Genomic DNA, 21,434 nt, shown 5'->3' on the forward strand with positions numbered 1-21,434 from the left:
TTGCAGCGAAATAAAGGGGGCATTTGATCAAACATCACCTAGCGCCCGCAAACAATGCCGAAGCTTCGTGATCAAACCCAAGTACCACCTATGCCAAATTCTTTGGCATTTCGCCCAATGGACAGCCCCACCCCTCAATTCGAATAGGCCTCTCCGCAAAGTGATGTTTTTTCGTGAAAACTTCACTTTCCCTTCCCAGTCTATAGGCGTATCAGCGCAGTTCCAAGCCTCCCCACGGTCAGTTTTTCTTTGACTGAGAACTAACCGCATGACACAAAACAAAAAAATGGAGCTACCATGGATTGGGACAAACTCAGGATTTTTCACGCCGTTGCTGATGCTGGCAGTCTGACCCACGCCGGCGACGTTTTGCACCTGTCTCAATCCGCTGTCTCACGCCAAATCCGTGCACTCGAAGAAAGCCTGAACACCACCCTCTTCCATCGTCACGCCCGCGGCCTGATCCTGACTGAGCAAGGCGAGCTCCTGTTTGACGCCACCACGGCGATGAACAAACGTCTGGACGCCGCCTCTGCCCGCATCCGCGACAGCGAAGAAGAAGTGTTCGGCGAGCTGCGTGTCACCACCACCATCGGCTTTGGCACGCTCTGGCTGGCCCCGCGCCTGGCAAAACTCTACGAGCAATACCCAGACCTCAACATCGATCTGATGCTTGAGGAAAAGGTGCTCGACTTGCCGATGCGCGAGGCCGACGTGGCCATCCGCATGAAAGAGCCGAGCCAGGCCGACCTTATTCGCAAACGTCTGATGAGCGTGCGGATGCGTCTCTATGCATCCCAAAGCTATCTGGAAACCCACGGCGAACCCCAGACCCTCAAGGATCTCATCCAGCACCGTCTGATCTGCCAAAACGTGACCTCAGAACAGGTTGGCGCAGGCGCGAGTTTTGTCACCAGCCTCTTGGCCAATGACATCACCAAGATGCTTTACGTGAATAACTACTTTGGCGTCCTTCAAGCGGTCAGCCATGACCTCGGCATCGGCGTGTTGCCGGACTATCTGATGCAGGATTTCCCGGATCTGGTGCGCGTCGGCACTGAAATTGAATCCGCCGAAGTCCCTGTGTATCTGGCCTTTCCGGAAGAATTGCGCCAATCCAAGCGCATTGCGGCCTTCCGCGACTTTGTGCAGGAAGAGATCATTTTGCACCGCAAGCAATTGCGGGAAAAAGACATTTCCTGAGCTATGCAATGCGCGCATAGCGGGCATGCTGCGGGTGCGACAGAATATCTCTTGAAGGTTCACAAACTGACTACTAATTCATCTCTCGAAGGCGTTGATTGCTTATACGCTCAGCGCTTTCACCTCCCTGTTGGACTAAGGCCGAGCTTATTGCTCGGCCCTTTTTTTTTGCCATTTCAGAACCTGAAATCAGTACTCTTGCCTTCCAGAGTAAGGCGAACATACCTTGACCTACTCACGTAAAAGTCATCTCTTATAGTCAATCATTTTTTGACCGTAGAGTACCTTATGAGACATATCGTTTCGAGCATTCTTCTGGCGCTGTCATTATGCGTCGTTGCAATGACCACCGCGCAGGCCCAGGGCCTGCCCACCACCACAACCTCCAGCTCCAGCGCCCCCGAGGCGGTTGAGATCAACCCCGAAGAAATGACCACAGAGGCGATCAACGCCATGGTCGCGCGCATGTCGGACGACGAAGTCCGCGCCGTGCTGCTGGACCGGCTGGATGCCGTGGCTGCGGCGCAGTCCGAAGAAGCCGCCCCCAAAAGCCTCGTGGAACGCGCCACTAATCTGTGGCATGCCTTTTCCCAGCCGCTTCTCGGAGCGGTCCGCAAACTGCCCGCGCTGGTGCCGGCACAAATCACCGCCTTCCAGAACTTTGCTGAAACCTACGGTGGCTTTGGCGGCGTGCTCACCCTCTTTGGTCTGACAGCCCTGTTGCTGGCAGTAGGCCTCGGCGTGGAATACGCCGTCCGCACCTGGCTGATCAAAGTGCGCAACCCGGAGCCCGCCGAGTCCGGCGCCACCCTGCGCGAGTCCGTGACTTTCCTGTTCAAGCGCTTCCTGCGTGAGATTTTTGGTCTGGTGATCTTTTACATCACCATCCGCACACTTGGCCGCACCTTCTTGGACGCGCAAGCAGTCACCTTTGTCGCGCCATTCATCGGCTATATGATCTGGATGCCGCGCATCGCTGCCGCCTTCTCCCGTTTGCTGATGGCCCCTAACCGTCCTGACCTGCGCCTGGTGAATGTGAACGACCATTGGGCCAGCTTCATCCACCGCCACATCATCGGCATCGTCATTCTGGGCGGCGCCACCATCTTTGTGGTCGACTTCAACGTGGTGAACGGCGTGGCTGCGGGTGAAACCCGCATCGGCTTCTGGATCGACAGCATGGTCTACGTCTACATCGCCTATGTTGCCTGGACCGCCCGCGAAGGTCTCAGCGAGATGATGCGCGGCGACGATCCTGATCGCACTGAGTTTGATGAGTCAGTGGCCCGCATCTACCCCTATTTCGCCATGGGCGTTGCCGGTGCCACCTGGGTGCTGGTCTCCACGCTGATTGGCCTGGGCAAAGTGCAACTGCTGCTGGGTGGTGCACACTACACCACCATGTTCTGGCTGCTGATCGCCCCGGTGATCGACACCGGCATTCGCGGCCTTGTCCGCCACGTGGTTCCGCCAATGCAGGGCGAAGGCCAAGTGGCGCATGACGCTTACATCGCCACCAAGCGCAGCTACGTGCGCATCGGCCGTGTGATCGCGGTTGGCGCCGTGCTCGTCATCATCACCCGCACCTGGAATGTCTCTTTGCTCAGCCTTCTTCAGGAAGGTGCAGGCATCGGCGACAACCTCTTCAGCTTCGCCATGACCGCGATTGTCGGCTATGTCGTCTATGAAGGCGTGAGCCTCTACATCAACCGCCGTCTGGCGGCAGAAATGACCGCGCTGGGCATGTCGCAGGAAGATGCCGACAACGAAATGGGCGGCGGCGGCGGCTCTCGCCTCTCCACCGTATTGCCTCTCGCGCTGGTTACAGCACAGGGCGCGATCATCGTGGTCTTCACCCTCTTGGCCATCGGCAACCTCGGCGTCGACATCACGCCGCTCTTGGCTGGTGCCGGGATCGCTGGTCTGGCGATTGGTTTTGGCGCGCAGAAACTGGTGACCGATGTGGTCTCCGGCGTGTTCTTCCTGGTGGATGACGCCTTCCGCGTTGGCGAATATGTCGAGATCGAAGGCACCATGGGCGCGGTTGAGAAAATCTCGATCCGCTCGATGCAGCTGCGCCACCACCGCGGCCCGGTACACACCATCCCCTATGGCGAAATCCCCAAGCTCACAAACTATTCCCGTGACTGGGTGATCATGAAGCTCAAATTCACCGTGCCGTTTGACACCAATCCAAACCAGGTGAAAAAGATCTTCAAAAAGATCGGTCAGGAGATGCTGCAAGAGGAGCTCTACAAAGACGACTTCCTGCAGCCTTTCAAATCGCAAGGTGTGTTTGACTTTGACGATGTGGGTATGATCATCCGCGGTAAATTCATGGCCAAACCCGGCAAGCAGTTTATGATCCGCAAAGAGATCTACAACCGCGTGAAAGCCGAGTTCAACGCCGCAGGCATCGACTTCGCCCGCCGCGAAGTGCGCGTGGCCTTGCCGGATGGTGCCAAGGACCTGCCGGAGGCAGAGAAAACCGCGCTCACAGCTGCCGCAGCAGCAGCCGCTCAGCAGCAAGAAGAGCAAGCCGCCGCCGCGCCCGCCAAGGGACCGGATTGATCCGGCCCCATAAAGGACAGACTATGACGGCACATCTTGCCTCCACATTCAAAGCAGCCGCCCGGATCGTTCCGGGCGCTGCACTTTTGGCACTCATCTCTCTCACACCAGCGCACGCAGATCCGCTGAGCAACGACATGCTCAACGAAAGCCTGAATGACGCCCGCGAGCAGGAAACCCCGCTGGGCTTTGGCAATGGCTCCGTGGTGGTCGCGCCGGTGCCATTCAAAAACGTGCTCATCGGCGCTGGGCTGGTATTGGGCGGCGGCTACCTTTTCAACATCGACGAAGGCAGCGACACCTCCATCATCAGCCTCGGAGCCATGAAATCAGACAATGGCACCAACGCCTACGGGCTCGGCGGAAAGTTTGTCTGGGATGAAAACCGCTGGCAGGTCAGCGCCAGCCTGGGCCAGGCCGAAGGCTTCTACGACCTCTACATCGGCGGCCTACCAATTCCAGTGCGCCAAACCGGCGACATCGCAAACCTCAGCGTCCTGCGCGGCGTCACCTCCGAACTGCTGTTTGGCGCGGCCATGCGCTACCTCGACACCACGCTGGGCTATGACACCTCAGGCACCAACCTGCCGCCCCTGCCCGAAGGCCAGCTCGAAGTCGGCACCTTCAGCCTTCTGGCGAAATGGGACACCCGGGACGACGATTTCTCCGCCCGCAACGGCCATCTGCTGGACGGCGCGCTCACCTATGGGCAGGTGCTCAACGCCGGCGGCCGCGACTACAAAAAACTCGTGCTGACCTACAACCACTACCTGCCTATCGGCGACCGCAACAGCATCGCCACCCGCTTTGCCAGCTGCGCCACCAGCAAAGACACCCCGTTCTTTGACCAATGTTCCTTAGGCGGCACCGACGGCTTTCGCGGCTTCAGCCCCACCGAGTTTCTCAACGACGCGCTGCTGTCTGCGCAGGCCGAATACCGCCACCAGTTCAGCCATCGTTTCTCCGGCGTCGCTTTTGCAGGCTTGGGCAACACCGACAGCGATTTTGCCTCCATTGGCGACACCGATATCCGCTACGCCGGCGGCCTAGGTGTACGCTTCCAACTCTCCAAGAAATTCAAAGCCGTCTTCTCTGTGGACATGTCCTACAACGACCGCAAGGAAGACCTGCTCTACATCTATGTGGGCCAACGCTTCTAACGTCTTGCCCTCACCACCCCGCCCGCTTCTTCTTGCTAAAAATATCCCGGGGGCTTGGGGGCTGGCCCCCAATAAATCATGCGTTTGGGGGCTGGCCCCCATTCGGGCCGGAGATTGGGGGCCAGCCACCCATCACCTTCCACCACCAACCTGCGCCTTTTTGTGCCATTTCCCACCTCCCATAAGATTAAGCCCGCCTTAAGCCTTCCCCTTTTGGCTCCCCTGCCCTAAAAGCCCCCCAAATGCTGTTTATTTGGGGACTCTCGCGACATGCAGGAACCGGCCATCACCACCGATCTCATCGAAGCTCATGGACTGAAGCCTGACGAATACAACCTGATCCTGGAGATCATTGGCCGCGAGCCAACCTTCACAGAGCTGGGTATTTTCTCCGCCATGTGGAACGAGCACTGCTCGTATAAATCCTCCAAAAAGTGGCTGCGCACCCTGCCAACCGACGGCCCACAGGTGATCTGCGGCCCGGGCGAAAACGCCGGTATCGTGGACATTGGTGACGGCGACGCGGTTGTTTTCAAAATGGAAAGCCACAACCACCCGTCCTACATCGAACCCTATCAAGGTGCCGCCACCGGTGTTGGCGGCATTTTGCGTGATGTCTTTACCATGGGCGCCCGTCCTGTTGCGGCGATGAACTCGCTCTCCTTTGGCGAGCCGGATCATCACAAAACCACGCAGCTGGTGAACGGCGTTGTCGAAGGGGTTGGCGGCTACGGCAACTGTTTTGGCGTGCCCACCGTGGGCGGTGAAGTCCGCTTCCACCCCGCTTATAACGGCAACTGCCTTGTGAACGCTTTCGCCGCAGGCCTCGCCAAAACCGACAGCATCTTCTACTCCGCAGCCTCCGGCATCGGCATGCCTGTCGTCTACCTCGGCGCCAAGACCGGCCGCGACGGTGTGGGCGGCGCCACCATGGCGTCGGCAGAATTTGACGACACCATCGAAGAGAAACGCCCCACCGTACAGGTTGGCGACCCCTTCACCGAAAAACGCCTAATGGAAGCCACGCTGGAGCTGATGCAGACCGGTGCCGTGATTTCGATCCAAGACATGGGCGCCGCAGGCCTGACCTGCTCCGCCGTGGAAATGGGCGACAAAGGCAAGCTGGGCGTGAAGCTCAACTTGGAGGACGTGCCCCAGCGCGAAGACAACATGACAGCTTATGAAATGATGCTGTCGGAGTCTCAGGAGCGTATGCTGATGGTTCTGAAACCAGAACTCGAAGCCGAGGCCCGCGCCGTGTTTGAAAAGTGGGACCTGGATTTCGCAATCGTCGGCGAAACCATTGCCGAAGACCGCTTCCTGATCCTGCACAACGGCGAAGTCAAAGCCGACTTGCCGCTGTCCCCGCTGTCCGGCCGCGCGCCAGAATACGACCGCCCATGGGTGGAAACCCCGGCGGCGGAAGCCCTCGCAGACGTGCCACAGATTGACGCGATCGACGGCCTCAAAGGCCTGATCTCCTCGCCAAACTACGCCGGCAAACAGTGGGTCTATGAGCAATATGACACCACCGTGATGGGCGACACCGCCCAGCGTCCCGGCATGGGCTCCGGCGTGATCCGCGTGCATGGCACCGACAAAAAGCTGGCCTTCACCTCGGACGTGACCCCACGCTACGTGAAAGCCAACCCGGTTGAGGGTGGCAAACAGGCCGTGGCCGAAGCCTTCCGCAACCTGTCTGCCGTGGGCGCCAAGCCATTGGCCACAACCGACAACCTGAACTTCGGCAACCCGGAAAAACCAGAGATTATGGGCCAGTTTGTGGGCGCGATCAAAGGCATCGGTGAAGCGGTTGCTGCGCTCGATATGCCAATCGTGTCCGGCAACGTGTCGCTCTACAACGAAACCGACGGCTCCGCCATTCTGCCAACCCCAACCATCGGCGCCGTGGGTCTGATTGCCGCCGGCGAAGAGCCTATCTTGGGTGAGGCGCGCGACGGCCACGTGGCGCTGCTGATTGGCGAAACCAACGGCCACCTCGGCCAATCCGCCTTGCTGGCAGAGGTCTTCAACCGCGAAGACGGAGACTCGCCGCATGTGGATCTCGAGGCGGAGCGCAAAAACGGCGAGTTCATCCGCAACAACCGGGACTGGATCAAAGCCTGCACCGACCTCGCAGACGGCGGTCTGGCCCTGGCAGCCTTTGAAATGGCCGAAGCTGCGGGCGTCGGCGTTCAGATCGACATCGAGGACACTCCAACTCTGTTTGGCGAAGATCAGGCACGCTACTTGGTGGCCTGCAACTTCGATCAAGCTGAGGCACTGATGATCAACGCACAAAAAGCTGGCGTTTCAATCACGTCCGTCGGAAAGTTCACCGGCGACAGCGTGAAGTTCGGCAGCTCCGAGGCTTCTTTGGAAGAGCTCTCCGCCACTTTCCGCAGCAGCTTTGCCGCCGCTGTTGCCTAATCCATGAAATCCAACGCGCCGATCTTCTACATCCTGTCGCAGATCGGCGTGTTTTGCATCGTCTACACGCTGCTTCTGGCGTCGCATCGAACGTCTTTTGCCATTGATTTCTGTGCATTAGAATACGCCAACAAAACTGCTATGAACTTGGTGAAGGTCGCGATCTTTGTGGCCCTTATCCACGCGCCCGGTGTGATCATCGCCCACAGGTTTGCAGAAATAACATGGAAAGTGGCGGCTCTCCCGTTTATCTGCGCCCTCGGATTTATTTTCGCGCACTACGCCAATGACATTCTTTTGGGCCTGAGCGGGAACTTCCATTGCGAAACCGACTTAGACAAATCTGACATGCGCTCAATTTTTCGACCTAATTGGACGCATGTCATCTTGTCCTGGACCGCGCTTGGCGTGGCCTACGGCTGGGGCCTGAGCTCCTTGTTTGTGCTCTACAAAACCTCCAAAGTGCCGTCAGAGCTTTACGAAGACTGACGCAGGCCTGTTGCCATGACCCCGCCCGTCACCTTGCCCAGCCTGACCGATGACTGCAGCCAATGCGCTGCGCTCTGCTGTGTCGCCTATCCCTTTGATGCCGACGAAGACTTCGCCCTGCTCAAACGCGCAGACACGCCTTGCCCCAATCTCTCCGACAGCTGCCTCAACTGCGCGATCCACGACGATCTTCTGCCCAAAGGCTTTGGCGGCTGCGTCGCCTACCAATGTGCCGGGGCTGGTCAGCGTGTGACGCAAGACCTGTTTGACGGCGAGACCTGGCGCGACGATCCCGATCTTCTGGAGCACATGACCTACGCCCTGCGTGTCCTGCGCCCCATCCACGAAGCCCTGCTGCTCCTGCAAGAGGCCAGCCACCTGCCCATCCCCGACAGCGCCAAGCGCCAGGGCCGCTTCCTGATGGCTGCCCTCTGCCCCGAGGACGCCAAGTCGGTGCATGATTTTGAAGACCCGGAGGTACAAGACGCCCTTGCCGACGTGCCCGCCTATCTGCAATCGCTTGCGACCTTCCTCTAAATCGCCTTGCAGAGCCGCAAGCAGCAACTTACATTTTTGAGCAACGACACAAAGGAATAGCTCACAATGCCAATGACCGCTCACGAAATCGAGGAACTCCTGCGCGAGACCTTCCCGGACGCCGACATTCAGGTGGGCGGCACCGACGGCGTGCATATGTCCGCGATGGTGATTGACGAAAGCTTCCGCGGCAAAAACCGCGTGCAACAACAGCGCGCCGTCTACGCCGCTCTCAAAGGCAAAATGGACGGTCCGTCTGGCGAATTACACGCGCTGGCCCTCACCACAAAGGCGCCGGAGTAAGCCGATGCCTCAGGGGTGGTTGATCTTGGTGGGATTGGCAGCGCTTGGCACAGCGATTTTTTGGACAGACCTCCAATTGAAACGCCGCCGCGGGCGCCGTCCCCTCTCCCAAAGCAAACCGTCCCGGGCAAACAGCAAGCTTACCCCAAAGAAAGAGTTGGGAATGGAAGCGCTTGATCTGGAGCTTGTTGACTCCGTGAACAAGGAAAACGAACGGATTGACAAGGCCAACGCTATTGAAACCCAAGGTTCAAGGTGACTTCTGACATGTCCGAACTTCTGTCCTACGGCCTGATCCCAATTCTTGCCATTGCAGCGGCAGCCCTTCTGGCGCTTGTGGCTTGGGTCAATCGCGACCGCACCCCATTTGCCGAAGAAGGCTCACAAGATCCCGACAATCACACCCTGCGCTCCGATTACCAATCCGGCATGGGGGGCGGTTCCGTAACAACCTGGAAAGTGCCTAAAGACCCGGACGCCTACGCGCGCCTCTTTGTGCCAAAAGACAAAGACTAACCACCTGCGGGGGACGCGCAAAGGCCCCGCATTTGGCAAACCCCTCACGCTTCTTTATATGGAAGCCACCAACACCGGCAGCCTGCCAAAAGGAACCTAAGATGACCGACGTCAAAGACCGCATCGACGAAATTGTAAAAGCCAACGATATGGTGCTCTTCATGAAAGGCACCAAGGACATGCCGCAATGTGGCTTCTCCTCCCGCGTCGCAGGCGTGCTGAACTACATGGCGGTGGACTATGCCGACGTAAACGTGCTCGCAGACGAAGAAATCCGTCAGGGCATCAAGGACTATTCCGACTGGCCCACCATCCCACAGCTCTACGTCAAAGGCGAGTTTGTCGGCGGCTGTGACATCATCACCGAAATGACCCTGTCTGGCGAGCTCGACACCATGTTGGACGACAACGGTCTGTCATATGACAAAGACGCCGCAGACAAAATCCGCGAAGCCAACGCCTAAGCTTCGCGCGACAAGGCATTGAAAAGCCCCGTCAATTTGGCGGGGCTTTTATCTTTGATATCCAGGCACAGCGGGTTCAACGCGGTAGACGTGCAACCTGTGGTCCAAACTCAAACCACCCGGATGCGACCCCGGCGCGCCCTCTGGCACAGGCACACCATAATGAGCGTAACGCCGCGACCAATCGTCTAAGATGTTCCCCGTGTCGTCACGGCGAAAGCTCATCGGTGTTTCGCGAAAAAAAGGTCCACCGTTGGCATGCGCAAACATGTCAACAATCAACTCGCTACAATACAACTGGCGCTCACTCGGCAGAAAAAGCTTATCGTAAGACACCCCAAGCTGCGACATCCCATATCGCACAGCCGCCGGCAACAAATGCCTGTATTCGGGCAATAGGCGCGCATAGGCAAACCTCGGCAGGCCCTCTGTGTTCTTAGATCGCTCCACGTAGTTGGCATAAGGACCAGCTTTTACCTCTGGATCGATTGCTTCAAGCACCAAAAGCGCGCCGTCCTGTTCCACCGCAATACCGACATGATCAAAGCGTGCGCCGCGATAGCCCGCTTCAACCGCAGAAATCGCATTTTCGTCGCGGCCCAAAACCGAAAAGATGAAATCTCCATGGGCAACGACGGAACTCACCCCGCCGCCTTTTCTTCCACCAGATCCGCCAGGCTTTCCGCCCGTGCCGCCATTTCCGCCAGCGTCTGCGTCACTTCCTCTGGAATGGTCGGCACTTCCACCTTCTCAGGCTCGGCCTTGGGCGCCTCATGCAGCGCTTGGATCTCTTTGTCGCGCGCCGCAATCTTGGCTTCCGCATCGCGCAGCTGATCTTCCAGCCCCGCCGTTTTGTCTGCCAACATCAGGCCAGACATCAACAACATCCGCGCCTCAGGAATACGCCCGGCTTGTCCAACCAGCACCCGCGCCTGTTCATCCAGCATTTGTGCCGCTGCACGCAGGAAATGCTGTTCGCCTTCCTGACAGGCCACTTCAAAAACGCGACCGCCAATTTCAATCTGTACTTCCGGCATCAGGCGTCTCCCGTTTCTTTCGTCTCTTCAGGGCTTTCCGCAAGCGGCTCGACCGCCGCATCTGCGGCCACCTCTGCCCCGGCCGCCTCAGGGGCCGCCGCTTCAGTCGCGGGCGCCTCTTCCGCGCCCTCAGGGGCCGCCGCCACCATGCCATGCACCAACGGGCGCAGCTCGGCCAAAATCACCGCCGTCTCCGCACTCTCGGCTTCGCGCAGTGCATTCACGGTGTCCAGATCAGCCTTCAGCGCGTCATTCACAGCGGATGGATCCACCATGCCGTCTTTCTCGACCTGCTCGCGCAGCACTTGGTTGGCAGAGCGTTCCCGCCGCGCCATCTGGCGCAACCGCCGCAACCGTTTGCCCAACTCGCCCAGCATCACGCGATTTTCTTCCACCGCCGCGGCCAACGCACTGTCTTCTGCCGCCGATGGCGCCTCTGCAGGTGCCTCCGCCTCGATGTCCGGGGCTGCCGTTGCCGCAGCCTCTGCCGCATCTGCCGCCGCCGCAGCTGCGGTCTCTGCCGCCTCTGCGCGCGCTTCCGCCGTGGTCAACGCTGCCGTGGCTTCCTCAGCCTTGCTTTCGGAAGCCTTCAAGGCCTCTTCCGCGTCCGATTTGGCCGACTGCGCCGCACCCAGCTCTTCCTCAAGCTCGGTCTGCCGCGCGGTCAAGGCCCGCACACGTTCTTCCATCTGCGCCGTGACCAGCGCTTCGTTCTCCAATGCCCGACGCAATGCCTGTACGTCTTCACCCTCTTCGGGCTCAGCAACCACGGCCTGCATACCGTCAACGCCCCGCGCAATCCGCTCCAGCGCTGCGGTCAGCCTGCCTTCCAGTTCGCTGATGTCGCTCATATGCCTCGTCCTTTCCGGTCCGGTTCTTAGTGACCCGCGTTCTACATGCGCGTCCGTTCCTCTTAACGAATCAAAGAACGACGCTCAATGGCCTGATATTAGCGGCTGAAATTGCAAAATGCGCCCCCCTATGGCGGGAAAGCCCTGTGTCCAAACAAGCGCAAATCCACCACTCACAGGCGTGCCAGCTTGCTATTGCGCCTGAAACTGCTACTAACCCCGCAACTGAACCCCTTAATCCGAAGGAGCGCATCCGTGGATATCGCCGCACTGCGTGAAAAGAACCCAGAACATTGGATGAAAGCCGCCGCCATCCGCGCCCTGACGTTGGACGCGGTTGCCGCTGCAAACTCCGGTCACTCCGGCATGCCCATGGGCATGGCTGACGTGGCCACCGTGCTGTTTGAAAAGCACATGAAGTTTGACGTGGCGGCCCCAAGCTGGCCGGACCGTGACCGCTTTATCTTGTCCGCGGGCCACGGCTCCATGCTGATCTACTCCCTGCTCTACCTGATGGGCGACAAGCAGGTCACCCACGAGCAGGTGAAGAACTTCCGTCAGATGGGCGCGCTCACTGCGGGCCATCCGGAAAACTTCCTGATCGACGCAGTTGAGACCACCACCGGCCCGCTGGGTCAGGGCATCGCCAACGCCGTCGGCTTCGCCATGGCCGAAGAAATCCAACGCGCCCAATACGGCCGCAAACTGGTCGACCACTACACCTATGTGATCGCCGGTGACGGCTGCCTGATGGAGGGTATCTCCCAAGAGGCCATCGGCCTTGCCGGTCGCCACTCTCTCGGCCACCTGATCGTGCTCTGGGACAACAACAACATCACCATCGATGGCACCGTGGAGCTGTCTGACCGCACCGATCAGGTCAAACGCTTCAAAGCCTCCGGCTGGCACGTGCTGGAAATCGACGGCCACGATCCAGAAGCGATCGACGCTGCGATTGAAGCCGCCAAGAAGACCAAAAAGCCGTCGATGATCGCGTGTAAAACGCACATCGCCATTGGTCACGCCGCCCAGGACACCTCCAAAGGCCATGGCGCTCTGACCGACGCGGATCAGATGAAAGCTGCCAAAGAAGGCTACGGCTGGACCTCTGCGCCGTTCGAAGTCCCTGCTGACGTCAAAGCGCAGTGGGAAGCCATCGGTTCCCGCGGTGCCGCGGATCGCGAAGCTTGGGAAGGCCGCTTCTCTGAGGCTTCCAAGCAGAAGCAGGATCGCTTCAACCGCGCCTATGCTCTGGACGCCCCAAACAAGCTTTCCGCGACCATCAAGGCGCTTAAAAAGCAGGCCTCCGAAGAGCAGCCCTCCGTGGCGACCCGGAAGTCTTCCGAAATGGCGCTGGCCGCAATCAACCCGATCATGCCTGAAACCGTGGGCGGCTCTGCTGACCTGACCGGTTCCAACAACACCAAGACCGGCGATCTGGGCGTATTTGACACCGACAACCGTAAAGGCCGCTACATCTACTGGGGCATCCGTGAGCACGGCATGGCCGCTGCGATGAACGGTATGGCGCTGCACGGTGGTATCCGCCCTTACGGCGGCACCTTCTTCTGCTTCACCGACTACGCGCGCCCGTCCATGCGTCTGGCCGCCCTGTCCAAGATCCCAACCGTGTTTGTCATGACCCATGACTCCATCGGTGTGGGCGAAGACGGCCCAACCCACCAGCCGGTTGAGCACTTGGCAATCTGCCGCGCGACACCAAACACCTATGTGTTCCGTCCTGCCGACACCGTGGAAACTGCTGAGGCCTGGGAAATTGCCCTGACCAGCAAAGAGACCCCATCGGTGCTGGCCCTGACCCGTCAAAACCTGCCCACCGTGCGGACCGAGCACAAGCTCAAGAACCTCACCGCCCAGGGCGCCTATGTTCTGGCCGAAGCCGAAGGCAAACGTCAGGCCATCCTGATCGCCACCGGCTCCGAAGTTTCCACCGCGATGGAAGCCAAAAAACTGCTGGAAGCCGAAGGCATCGGCACCCGCGTGGTCTCCATGCCTTGTATGGAACTCTTCGCCGCGCAGGACGAAGCCTACCGCCGCAAAGTGCTGCCAGCCGGCGCCGCCGTACGTGTCGGTGTCGAAGTAGCCGTGCGCAACGGTGGCTGGGACCAGTGGCTGCTGGGTGAACGCGCCCGCGCGGGCAAATCCGACTTTGTCGGCATGGACAGTTTCGGCGCTTCCGCCCCGGCGGGTGAGCTGTTCGAAAAGTTCGGCGTCACCGCGGCCAATGTGGCTCAAAAGGTCAAAGACTTGCTGTAAGTTCGGCATATATCCCACTGAAAAGGCGCCTTATTCTGAGGCGCCTTTTTTATTTTGACGCGCAGACGCGCGTTTGTTTTGCCTCCGGCGGGGAGTGCGCTGCGTCTCGGACGGAGCCCAGTGGGCTCCTTCAGCAGCAAACGGGCGGAGCCCTGAGGCAAGAAGAAGTAACCTTTCATTAACCATAAAGTCGCACGCTTTTGATGCGGTACAGGCTGGGAAGCCGATGACCGCACAAGGAGAAGCCTCATCGGGGTTCCTTCCGGGGGTGGCCCCGCGCTGCCCGCAGCTTCTTCTTCTTGCCAAAAGTATCCCGGGGGTCTGGGGGCTGGCCCCCAGCTCGGACAGTCAGTGCGTTTGGCTGCGAGACCTGTCCGGACATCCTGCCGCCAAACCTACCCCAATTCCCCCTATCTTTACCTGTCGTAACTCTCTATCAGCCACCCGACACCCCGCCACACAGGACCACTCATGCTCGCCACATTCCTAAAGCGCTGCCTTCTGGTCCTCACCGGCCCGTTTATCTTCCTGTTTGTGGCCTTCATCCCCACCGTCTGCGGCAAACGCCCGGGCTTTCGCGGCTGGTTCTGGCGCACTGTTTCGCGCTGCTGTTCCTGGCTGCTGTGGTTCCTCGACGTGAAAGTCGACATCTCTGACGCCGCCGCCGAGGCCCTGCGCACCGACACCAACTCCATCATCGCCGTAAACCACCGCAGCCACCTGGACGGCTTCTCAATGCTGCATGTAATCCCGGATGAAAAATGGGTCACCTTCGGCGCCAAGAAAGAGCTCTGCGAAGCCGCCCTGCTCAAACGCGGCTTTGAAGGCGCAGGTCTCTTGAAAATCGACCGCCAAAAGGGGCGCGACGCTCTCTCCTCCCTCACAGACGCCATCGCCGAGATGCCAGAACGCCGCTCGCCCATCCTGTTTGTCGAAGGCACGCGGTCCACCAAGCCCGGCCTTGCCCCGTTCAAAGCCGGCGCCGTGCTGATCGCCCAGAAAACCGGTCGCGCCGTGCGTCCCTTTGTGATCAGCCACTCCGACAAGCTCCTGCCACGGGGCAAGTTTTTCCCGTTCAAAGGCAGCATCCACATCGATGTGCTCGACCAGATGACATTCACGGCGGACGAGAACACCGACGCCGCCGTCGCCCGCCTGCGCAGCACCATGGCCGCGGCTTATGACGCGCAGACCGGCGAAGCCACCAAACCTGCCTAACATCTACGCCCTCATATGTGGTCTGGGTCAGAGGCATAGAAACGCTCGCTTTAGTGGTTAAATGGCCGTACAATTTTTGCATGAAGTCCGAGTTTGAGCATTTTCTCACAGATATTTCCAACGCCTTCATCGAGTGCAACTTCGATCAGTGGCGCAACCGATTACTCCTGCCATTTTCATTGGTCACCAAGCTCAAGCCGATTGTATTGACGAATGACGCGGCCGTGGCAAAGAACTTCGAGCAATACCTGGTCGCGGCCAAAATGATGAACTTGGATCTCATTGATCGCGTCCCAATCTCTCTGGAGGAATGCCCGGACGGCACATGGCTTGGGACCTTCCGCACGAGAATGCTTTGCGGAGCGCATCTGGCGACCGCGCCAAACACGTCAACAGCGCTAGTGCACGACATTGATGGACGGTTCCGCATGTCCTCCATGCTCAACGCCAGAGGGCATCAAGACTGGACGGGGGTTGAGGAGGCGTAGGTCTGAAGAGTAGCCAAAGCCTCACCGATCACATCCACCCGCAAATCAAACACAGCGCGCGGATCGACGATGTCATCCACTTCCGAGCCAATGATTTGGAGAACGTCTTTCAACTCACTGCCCGTTAGCCGGACATAATCCGGGTTTTCCCGGGATAGAATGTTGAACAATCTGCCCGCAGCACTGGAGGTTCGCGCTCTTGCGCGCTCCGCAATTCTCAACCGCACATCCAAAAAGGCCGCAAGCTCTTCCTGAGCACGCGGGGCCAGCGTCATGCGTGTCTCAAATTCGGACAGTGTGGAGGCAGCGTTGATGAAACGCATGTGACGCTCCGGGTAAATGGACCGTGTGCCGATCCATCTCTTGTACCAGGGACGCACCTCCCGGATCATCGACTCCGCGTCATCAACGGGCATTTAATGCGCAGCCTTCTTGCCACTCACTGCGCCCCAGATCGGCGCGATCACTTTAGTCGCCACCGGGATCAACGCCGCGCCCAGCACCAGACCAAACACACCGTCTAGCGCCGCTTTGGTGGTCCATTCGACAAAGCCCTCATAGGCCGCTGGCACCATATGGCCCGCCGCATAGGCAATGTCGTGGATGTGGTGGCCAAGCCAGCCAAAACCAAGCTCTTCCATACCGTGGATCACAATCGATCCCCCCACCCAAAGCATCGCCGCCGTACCAACAATGGTCAGCAGCTTCATGAAATAGGGCATGCCGCGCACCAGCCAACGGCCCAGGGTGCGGGTCAGCGAAAGGCGGCCTCCGGCATACATCGCCAGGCCCACGTCATCCATTTTCACAATCAGCGCCACAGAGCCGTACACAGCTACGGTGATGCCAATACCGGCCACCGCCAACGTTGCCGCTTCCATCCAGAAATTGCTCTGCGGAATGCCGGACAGGATGATGGTCATGATCTCTGCCGACAGGATAAAGTCGGTCTTGATCGCGCCCGCCGCCTTTTTCTCTTCCAGATGCGCGGGGTCGTCGACCTCCTCTTGCTCGCCGTCATTATGCTCATCATGCGGAAGGAAGGCATGCAGCACCTTCTCAGCCCCTTCAAAGCACAGATACGCGCCGCCAATCATCAACAGTGGCGAAATCAACCAGGGTGCAAAGTTGGCCAACAACAAAGCCACCGGCAACAGAATGAGCAGCTTGTTCTTGATCGAACCTTTGGCGATTTTCCAGATGATTGGAAGCTCACGCTTGGCTTCAAACCCGTGCAGGTATTTTGGCGTCACCGCGGCGTCGTCAATCACCGCACCCGCCGCCTTGGCGCTTGCCTTGGCCGCGCCCGCCGCCACATCGTCAATCGAGGCCGCCGCCACTTTGGCAATCGACGCCACATCATCCAACAACGCCAGCAAACCACCTGCCATCTTACGCACTCCCTTTGCCCCTTTGGCGGGGCTGTCTGTCCTGTTGGCTCTTCATGCACCACCCTGACAGATTTGCAAAGAGCTGTTGCGCCACAAGACCTTGCAGCGTGCGGTGCGGTCACACTTGTCCGCACCAAAACGCACCGTTCAAAAACAGCCGCGAGACCGACAGGATACCGACGTGATTTTGGGGCTGAATTTTTGTGTTAACGCCGCTGCCGCGCGTCAGGCTTTGCCCAACCGCTGCATCAGCGCGTCGTTCACCGCGGGCGTCACAAACTGGGACACGTCCCCATCCAGCCGTGCGATCTCTTTCACGAGCTTGGAGGCAATCGCCTGATGTTTCAGGTCCGCCATCAAAAACACGGTTTCGATGCTGCTGTCCAACGCACGGTTCATGCCAACCATTTGATATTCATACTCAAAATCGGTCACAGCCCGCAGGCCCCGCACAATGATCTGCGCGCCCACTTCTTTGGCACAATCGATCAGCAGGTTCTCAAACGGATGCGCAACAATCTCTGTGCCGCTCTCTTGGGACAGCTTGGCGCATTCGCCCTCAATCATCGCCACCCGCTCTTCCAGATCAAACATCGGCCCCTTGTCGCGATTGATCGCCACACCAATGACCAGCCGATCGACCAAAACGGCCGCTCGGCGGATAATATCTATATGTCCCAATGTGATAGGGTCAAACGTGCCTGGGTAAAGTGCGGTGCGCATTTCTGCCTCCCCCGGTGGGTCTTGCGGTCCTGCGCGCACGCAACATTATTGCGCGGCCATTTGCAAGGGTTCTTTAAGGCATAGGTCGTTCTGCGGACAGAGAACGTCGCGGCACAGGCTTAATGCCCCATGATCATGCCTTGCAACGCGTCTTTCTCCATCGCCACTTCCGACAGCCGCGCTTTGACCGCATCGCCCAATGAAACAAGACCTACGAGCTTTTCGCCCTCCACCACCGGCATGTGGCGGAACCGGCCTTTGGTCATCTTTTCCAACACCGACACCGCATCATCGTTGCGACCACAGGTCACAAGCTCCGTGGTCATGTAGTCGTCAACTTTGTCAGACATGCAGCCCACGCCGCGATTGGCCAGTTCCCGCACAATATCGCGCTCTGACAGGATACCCGCTAAGGCCTCACCATCAGGTGACACGATGACAGTCCCAATCCCATTTTCGGCAAGGATTTTTGCCGCCTCCTCCACCAAGGTTCCCGGTTTCACAGTCAGGACTCCTTCCGAGCCTTTGGACTTGAGAATTTGGTGTACGAGCATGGCTACCTCCGCTTTTCAACAGTTCTTGCGCTCCCCTGAGGGTCAGCGTTGCCGCATCCTAAGCACTTGTCAAGTTTGACCTTCTAGGTGGGCCACCTCTTGCCGCATACCTTCACACAACGCCTCAGAGAACCGATTGAGCCGCTCCAGCCGCCGGTCGTCGGCATGCCGGATCAAATAGAAACTGCGGGTCAAACTCACCTCATTTTCCAGAACCTTGGTCACACCGCGGCCCCATGGAATGGCAAAGTCATGCACCACACCGATCCCGGCCCCGCTGCGCACCCAGTTGAACTGCACTGAGGCGGAATTGGACGCCAGCCGCACCCGGTCGATGCCAATTTCACTGAGGTAATCCAACTCTTTGTCAAAGATCATATCCGGGATATAGCCGGTCACCACATGATCCTTGAGGTCCTCGACTGAGGTGATCGCAGGCCGTTTGCGCAGATACCACTTTGCTGCGGCCAGATGCAGCTTGTAGTCGGTGATTTTTTGCACGGTCAGCCGCCCCGCCGTCGGCGCGCTCACCGCCACCACAAGGTCAGCTTCCCGCCGTGACAGGCTGACGACTCGCGGCAAGGCGACAATCTGAATTTCAAGATCCGGGTTGGCCTCGGCAATGCGGCCACACACGGCTGGCAGCAGATAATTGGCCACGCCATCCGGCGCACCAATCCTAATTTGCCCTGACAATCCAGCGCTTTGCCCCACCATCTCCTCAGTGGCTTCCTGTAGGCTTTGCTCGACCCGAAGTGCATGCCCCATCAATCGCTGCCCTGCGTCGGTGAGCGCATAACCCGTCGGAGACTTCACAAACAAGGGCGATTCAAAAGCCGTTTCCAGCCGCGCCACCCGTCGCCCCACCGTGGCCGGGTCCACTTGTAACCGCCGCCCAGCCGCCGACAGGCTTTCCTCTCGTGCAACTGCCAAAAACACTCGCAGATCATCCCAATGCGCCGCCATGCCATCCCCACTCATTTTTGCAAAGCCGTTTTGAACAGTTGCCTCTTTTCCGGTGATTTTTGCAAGCCTATTCTTTTGCTCAACTGTCATAGGAGGATGCCATGCAAGAGTTGACTCATTTCATCAACGGCGAACACGTCAAAGGCACGTCCGGCCGTTTTGCCGACGTGATGAACCCGGCCACCGGTGAGGTTCAGGCCAAAGTGCCCCTGGCCAGCAAAGAAGAGATGGACGCAGCCGTAGCCGCTGCACAGGCCGCACAGCCGGCTTGGGCCGCCGTAAACCCTCAGCGCCGCGCCCGTGTGCTGATGAAGTTTGTCGACCTGCTGCACCGCGACATGGACAAGCTGGCCGACAAACTGTCGTCCGAACACGGCAAAACCTTCCCAGACGCCAAAGGCGACATCCAGCGTGGTCTGGAAGTGGCGGAATACTGCATCGCAGCGCCACAGATGTTGAAAGGTGAATACACCGACGCCGCCGGTCCTGGCATCGACATCTATTCCATGCGTCAGCCTCTGGGCGTGACCGCGGGCATCACTCCATTCAACTTCCCGGCCATGATTCCGATGTGGATGTTTGCCCCAGCAATCGCTTGCGGCAACGCCTTCATTCTCAAGCCGTCCGAGCGCGACCCATCCGTGCCGCTGATGCTGGCCGAACTGCTCGAAGAGGCTGGCCTGCCAAAAGGCATCATTCAGGTTGTGAACGGCGACAAAGAAGCCGTGGACGCGATCCTTTACGATCCAATCATCCAGTCCGTGGGCTTTGTGGGCTCCACCCCAATTGCCGAATACATCTACGGCACCGGCTGTGCCCAAGGTAAGCGCGTACAGTGCTTCGGTGGCGCGAAAAACCACATGATCATCATGCCAGACGCCGATCTGGACCAGGCAGCCGACGCGCTGGTTGGCGCGGGCTACGGCGCTGCTGGCGAACGCTGCATGGCGATCTCCGTTGCCGTACCGGTTGGCGAAGAAACCGCAGACCGTCTGCGCGACAAGCTGGTACCACGCATCGAAAAGCTCAAGATTGCGCCGTACACCGCTGGCGACGATGTAGACTACGGCCCGGTTGTGACCGCCGCCGCCAAGGAAAACATTCTGCGTCTGGTGCAGACCGGCGTCGATCAGGGTGCCGATCTGGTTGTGGACGGCCGCGACTTCAGCCTGCAGGGCTATGAGGACGGCTTCTTTGTTGGGCCACACCTGTTTGACCGCGTCACCAAAGACATGGACATCTACAAGACCGAAATCTTCGGCCCTGTGCTCTCCATGGTGCGCGCGCAGTCTTATGAAGAAGCGCTGGGTCTGGCGATGGATCACGAGTACGGCAACGGCACCGCGATCTACACCCGCGACGGTGACACCGCGCGTGACTTTGCCAACCGCGTGAACGTGGGCATGGTTGGCGTGAACGTGCCAATCCCAGTGCCACTGGCGTACCACACCTTCGGCGGCTGGAAGAAGTCTGCCTTTGGTGACCTGAACCAGCACGGCCCAGACGCGTTCAAATTCTACACACGCACCAAGACCGTGACCTCTCGCTGGCCATCGGGCATTAAAGAAGGCGGCGAGTTCCACTTCAAACAGATGGATTGATCCAGACCAAATTCTGTGATCATTTGCATACAAACGGGCGGTCTCGTACCGCCCGTTTTTTTTGGCAAAGGGGTATGCAACCGTGTCCGTGTCGTTTCGGATCTTCTCTTCCATCGGACTGGTCTACGTCCGATACGACGGCCATGCCAATATGGCTGATACCTTTCAGGCCTTTGCCTCCTACGCCCAACATCCAGACTTTCGGCCAGGGCAAAAACAGTTTGTCGACCTCAGTGCTCTGACGGGTTGGGACGAGGACTACCTCGAACTGATGAAGGCACAGGCCAAAAAGGCTGAGGCCTTTACCGGCAACAATGCCGAAACGCTGATCATCTACTACGCAATATCCGATGTGGGCAAGAAACTGGCCCGCCTCGCGCTGCGCAGTTGGGAACCCTTCCCGTCGGTAGTGCCAATTGTTCAGGACAACGAGGCGGATGCGCTGGCCATTCTTGGCCTGCCACAATCCAGCCTCAATCAACTGCTCAGCGCCGCAGACTAGAACACAACGTCGCGTCAGCAGTTTCAACCAACCGGCAAAACTCCGCCTGTCGTTTAAAGTTTGATCCAATTCCCGCCTACTTTGGAAGCGCTCAAACCCGCGGCCTGTCCCCTAGGTTAAACCGACTTTAAAGCCTGTGCTTCACAAGTTTTC

Annotated in this window: 22 protein-coding genes; 14 read left to right on the forward strand and 8 right to left on the reverse strand. The window is 58.8% G+C overall.

Annotated elements, in window-relative coordinates:
- Window positions 1-297 precede the first annotated feature (297 nt).
- The 9 genes from SIB38_RS14665 to grxD all read left to right on the forward strand — a co-directional run bounded on the left by SIB38_RS14665 (window position 298) and on the right by grxD (window position 9,673).
- On the forward strand, window positions 298-1,203 hold the full coding sequence (locus SIB38_RS14665) for a LysR family transcriptional regulator (RefSeq protein WP_294114972.1): 906 nt from the start codon (window positions 298-300) through the stop codon (window positions 1,201-1,203).
- Between the two features lie 288 nt (window positions 1,204-1,491).
- Complete coding sequence (locus tag SIB38_RS14670) at window positions 1,492-3,774, forward strand: mechanosensitive ion channel family protein (RefSeq protein ID WP_412550465.1); 2,283 nt, start codon at window positions 1,492-1,494, stop codon at window positions 3,772-3,774.
- 23 nt (window positions 3,775-3,797) lie between these two features.
- Window positions 3,798-4,934: a BamA/TamA family outer membrane protein gene (locus SIB38_RS14675; protein WP_412550466.1), complete on the forward strand. Its 1,137-nt coding sequence runs from the start codon at window positions 3,798-3,800 to the stop codon at window positions 4,932-4,934.
- Window positions 4,935-5,204: 270 nt separating this feature from the next.
- Complete coding sequence (gene purL / locus SIB38_RS14680; RefSeq protein ID WP_412550467.1) at window positions 5,205-7,364, forward strand: phosphoribosylformylglycinamidine synthase subunit PurL; 2,160 nt, start codon at window positions 5,205-5,207, stop codon at window positions 7,362-7,364.
- Window positions 7,365-7,367: 3 nt separating this feature from the next.
- Window positions 7,368-7,853 carry a hypothetical protein gene (locus SIB38_RS14685; protein ID WP_412550468.1) on the forward strand — a complete coding sequence of 162 codons (486 nt, stop codon included), beginning with the start codon at window positions 7,368-7,370 and terminating at the stop codon, window positions 7,851-7,853.
- A 15-nt stretch (window positions 7,854-7,868) separates the two neighbouring features.
- Window positions 7,869-8,390, forward strand: a complete 522-nt coding sequence (locus tag SIB38_RS14690; protein WP_412550469.1) for a hypothetical protein — start codon at window positions 7,869-7,871, stop codon at window positions 8,388-8,390.
- Between the two features lie 66 nt (window positions 8,391-8,456).
- On the forward strand, window positions 8,457-8,693 hold the full coding sequence (locus SIB38_RS14695) for a BolA/IbaG family iron-sulfur metabolism protein (RefSeq protein WP_294114980.1): 237 nt from the start codon (window positions 8,457-8,459) through the stop codon (window positions 8,691-8,693).
- 267 nt (window positions 8,694-8,960) lie between these two features.
- Complete coding sequence (locus SIB38_RS14700; RefSeq protein WP_294114981.1) at window positions 8,961-9,209, forward strand: hypothetical protein; 249 nt, start codon at window positions 8,961-8,963, stop codon at window positions 9,207-9,209.
- Window positions 9,210-9,310: 101 nt separating this feature from the next.
- Window positions 9,311-9,673, forward strand: coding sequence for a Grx4 family monothiol glutaredoxin (gene grxD / locus SIB38_RS14705; protein WP_294114982.1), 363 nt, complete (start codon window positions 9,311-9,313; stop codon window positions 9,671-9,673).
- A 48-nt stretch (window positions 9,674-9,721) separates the two neighbouring features.
- Here grxD and SIB38_RS14710 read toward each other — a convergent pair whose 3' ends face one another.
- Genes SIB38_RS14710 through SIB38_RS14720 form a run of 3 tightly spaced genes read right to left on the reverse strand, consistent with a single transcriptional unit; the run spans window position 9,722 to window position 11,561 of the window.
- Window positions 9,722-10,318 (reverse strand): YiiX/YebB-like N1pC/P60 family cysteine hydrolase, encoded by a 597-nt coding sequence (locus SIB38_RS14710; RefSeq protein WP_412550470.1) that lies wholly within the window; start codon window positions 10,316-10,318, stop codon window positions 9,722-9,724.
- Window positions 10,315-10,710, reverse strand: coding sequence for a cell division protein ZapA (locus SIB38_RS14715; protein WP_294114985.1), 396 nt, complete (start codon window positions 10,708-10,710; stop codon window positions 10,315-10,317). The genes SIB38_RS14710 and SIB38_RS14715 overlap by 4 nt, the downstream gene beginning before the upstream one ends.
- On the reverse strand, window positions 10,710-11,561 hold the full coding sequence (locus SIB38_RS14720; RefSeq protein WP_412550471.1) for a hypothetical protein: 852 nt from the start codon (window positions 11,559-11,561) through the stop codon (window positions 10,710-10,712). The genes SIB38_RS14715 and SIB38_RS14720 overlap by 1 nt, the downstream gene beginning before the upstream one ends.
- Window positions 11,562-11,816: 255 nt before the next feature.
- On the opposite strand from SIB38_RS14720, the gene tkt reads away from it, so the two are divergent.
- From tkt to SIB38_RS14735, 3 genes are all read left to right on the forward strand, one after another.
- Window positions 11,817-13,838, forward strand: coding sequence for a transketolase (gene tkt, locus SIB38_RS14725; protein WP_412550472.1), 2,022 nt, complete (start codon window positions 11,817-11,819; stop codon window positions 13,836-13,838).
- Between the two features lie 471 nt (window positions 13,839-14,309).
- Entirely contained in the window at window positions 14,310-15,056 is a 747-nt protein-coding gene (locus tag SIB38_RS14730; protein ID WP_412550473.1) for a lysophospholipid acyltransferase family protein, read from the forward strand.
- Window positions 15,057-15,136: 80 nt separating this feature from the next.
- Window positions 15,137-15,544 (forward strand): hypothetical protein, encoded by a 408-nt coding sequence (locus SIB38_RS14735; protein ID WP_412550474.1) that lies wholly within the window; start codon window positions 15,137-15,139, stop codon window positions 15,542-15,544.
- Here the strand turns inward: SIB38_RS14735 and SIB38_RS14740 are convergent.
- The 5 genes from SIB38_RS14740 to SIB38_RS14760 form a co-directional block, all read right to left on the reverse strand.
- Window positions 15,514-15,960 (reverse strand): hypothetical protein, encoded by a 447-nt coding sequence (locus tag SIB38_RS14740; protein ID WP_412550475.1) that lies wholly within the window; start codon window positions 15,958-15,960, stop codon window positions 15,514-15,516. The two genes, SIB38_RS14735 and SIB38_RS14740, sit on opposite strands and share 31 nt — an antisense overlap.
- On the reverse strand, window positions 15,961-16,935 hold the full coding sequence (locus SIB38_RS14745) for a DUF808 domain-containing protein (RefSeq protein ID WP_412550476.1): 975 nt from the start codon (window positions 16,933-16,935) through the stop codon (window positions 15,961-15,963).
- Window positions 16,936-17,160: 225 nt separating this feature from the next.
- Window positions 17,161-17,658, reverse strand: a complete 498-nt coding sequence (coaD, locus tag SIB38_RS14750) for a pantetheine-phosphate adenylyltransferase (protein ID WP_294115001.1) — start codon at window positions 17,656-17,658, stop codon at window positions 17,161-17,163.
- Between the two features lie 119 nt (window positions 17,659-17,777).
- Window positions 17,778-18,212 (reverse strand): CBS domain-containing protein, encoded by a 435-nt coding sequence (locus tag SIB38_RS14755; RefSeq protein ID WP_412550477.1) that lies wholly within the window; start codon window positions 18,210-18,212, stop codon window positions 17,778-17,780.
- Window positions 18,213-18,281: 69 nt separating this feature from the next.
- Window positions 18,282-19,178, reverse strand: coding sequence for a LysR family transcriptional regulator (locus SIB38_RS14760; RefSeq protein ID WP_294115241.1), 897 nt, complete (start codon window positions 19,176-19,178; stop codon window positions 18,282-18,284).
- Between the two features lie 101 nt (window positions 19,179-19,279).
- Here SIB38_RS14760 and SIB38_RS14765 point away from each other — a divergent pair, with 101 nt between their 5' ends.
- A complete protein-coding gene (locus tag SIB38_RS14765; protein WP_412550478.1) occupies window positions 19,280-20,779 on the forward strand; it encodes a CoA-acylating methylmalonate-semialdehyde dehydrogenase in 1,500 nt (499 codons plus the stop codon).
- Between the two features lie 88 nt (window positions 20,780-20,867).
- Complete coding sequence (locus SIB38_RS14770; RefSeq protein WP_412550479.1) at window positions 20,868-21,281, forward strand: hypothetical protein; 414 nt, start codon at window positions 20,868-20,870, stop codon at window positions 21,279-21,281.
- Window positions 21,282-21,434: the final 153 nt, after the last annotated feature.

Source organism: Shimia sp. MIT910701 (assembly GCF_047126315.1).
Lineage (GTDB): Bacteria > Pseudomonadota > Alphaproteobacteria > Rhodobacterales > Rhodobacteraceae > Shimia.

Coding starts and splice junctions, on each gene's coding strand:
- SIB38_RS14740 (WP_412550475.1), bottom strand. CDS start 15,960: ATGCCCGTTGATGACGCGGAGTCGATGATCCGGGAGGTGCGTCCCTGG.
- coaD (WP_294115001.1), bottom strand. CDS start 17,658: ATGCGCACCGCACTTTACCCAGGCACGTTTGACCCTATCACATTGGGA.
- SIB38_RS14720 (WP_412550471.1), bottom strand. CDS start 11,561: ATGAGCGACATCAGCGAACTGGAAGGCAGGCTGACCGCAGCGCTGGAG.
- grxD (WP_294114982.1), top strand. CDS start 9,311: ATGACCGACGTCAAAGACCGCATCGACGAAATTGTAAAAGCCAACGAT.
- SIB38_RS14700 (WP_294114981.1), top strand. CDS start 8,961: ATGTCCGAACTTCTGTCCTACGGCCTGATCCCAATTCTTGCCATTGCA.
- SIB38_RS14755 (WP_412550477.1), bottom strand. CDS start 18,212: ATGCTCGTACACCAAATTCTCAAGTCCAAAGGCTCGGAAGGAGTCCTG.
- purL (WP_412550467.1), top strand. CDS start 5,205: ATGCAGGAACCGGCCATCACCACCGATCTCATCGAAGCTCATGGACTG.
- SIB38_RS14745 (WP_412550476.1), bottom strand. CDS start 16,935: ATGGCAGGTGGTTTGCTGGCGTTGTTGGATGATGTGGCGTCGATTGCC.
- SIB38_RS14715 (WP_294114985.1), bottom strand. CDS start 10,710: ATGCCGGAAGTACAGATTGAAATTGGCGGTCGCGTTTTTGAAGTGGCC.
- SIB38_RS14685 (WP_412550468.1), top strand. CDS start 7,368: ATGAAATCCAACGCGCCGATCTTCTACATCCTGTCGCAGATCGGCGTG.
- SIB38_RS14730 (WP_412550473.1), top strand. CDS start 14,310: ATGCTCGCCACATTCCTAAAGCGCTGCCTTCTGGTCCTCACCGGCCCG.
- SIB38_RS14735 (WP_412550474.1), top strand. CDS start 15,137: ATGAAGTCCGAGTTTGAGCATTTTCTCACAGATATTTCCAACGCCTTC.
- SIB38_RS14665 (WP_294114972.1), top strand. CDS start 298: ATGGATTGGGACAAACTCAGGATTTTTCACGCCGTTGCTGATGCTGGC.
- SIB38_RS14690 (WP_412550469.1), top strand. CDS start 7,869: ATGACCCCGCCCGTCACCTTGCCCAGCCTGACCGATGACTGCAGCCAA.
- SIB38_RS14695 (WP_294114980.1), top strand. CDS start 8,457: ATGCCAATGACCGCTCACGAAATCGAGGAACTCCTGCGCGAGACCTTC.
- SIB38_RS14765 (WP_412550478.1), top strand. CDS start 19,280: ATGCAAGAGTTGACTCATTTCATCAACGGCGAACACGTCAAAGGCACG.
- SIB38_RS14760 (WP_294115241.1), bottom strand. CDS start 19,178: ATGGCGGCGCATTGGGATGATCTGCGAGTGTTTTTGGCAGTTGCACGA.
- SIB38_RS14670 (WP_412550465.1), top strand. CDS start 1,492: ATGAGACATATCGTTTCGAGCATTCTTCTGGCGCTGTCATTATGCGTC.
- SIB38_RS14675 (WP_412550466.1), top strand. CDS start 3,798: ATGACGGCACATCTTGCCTCCACATTCAAAGCAGCCGCCCGGATCGTT.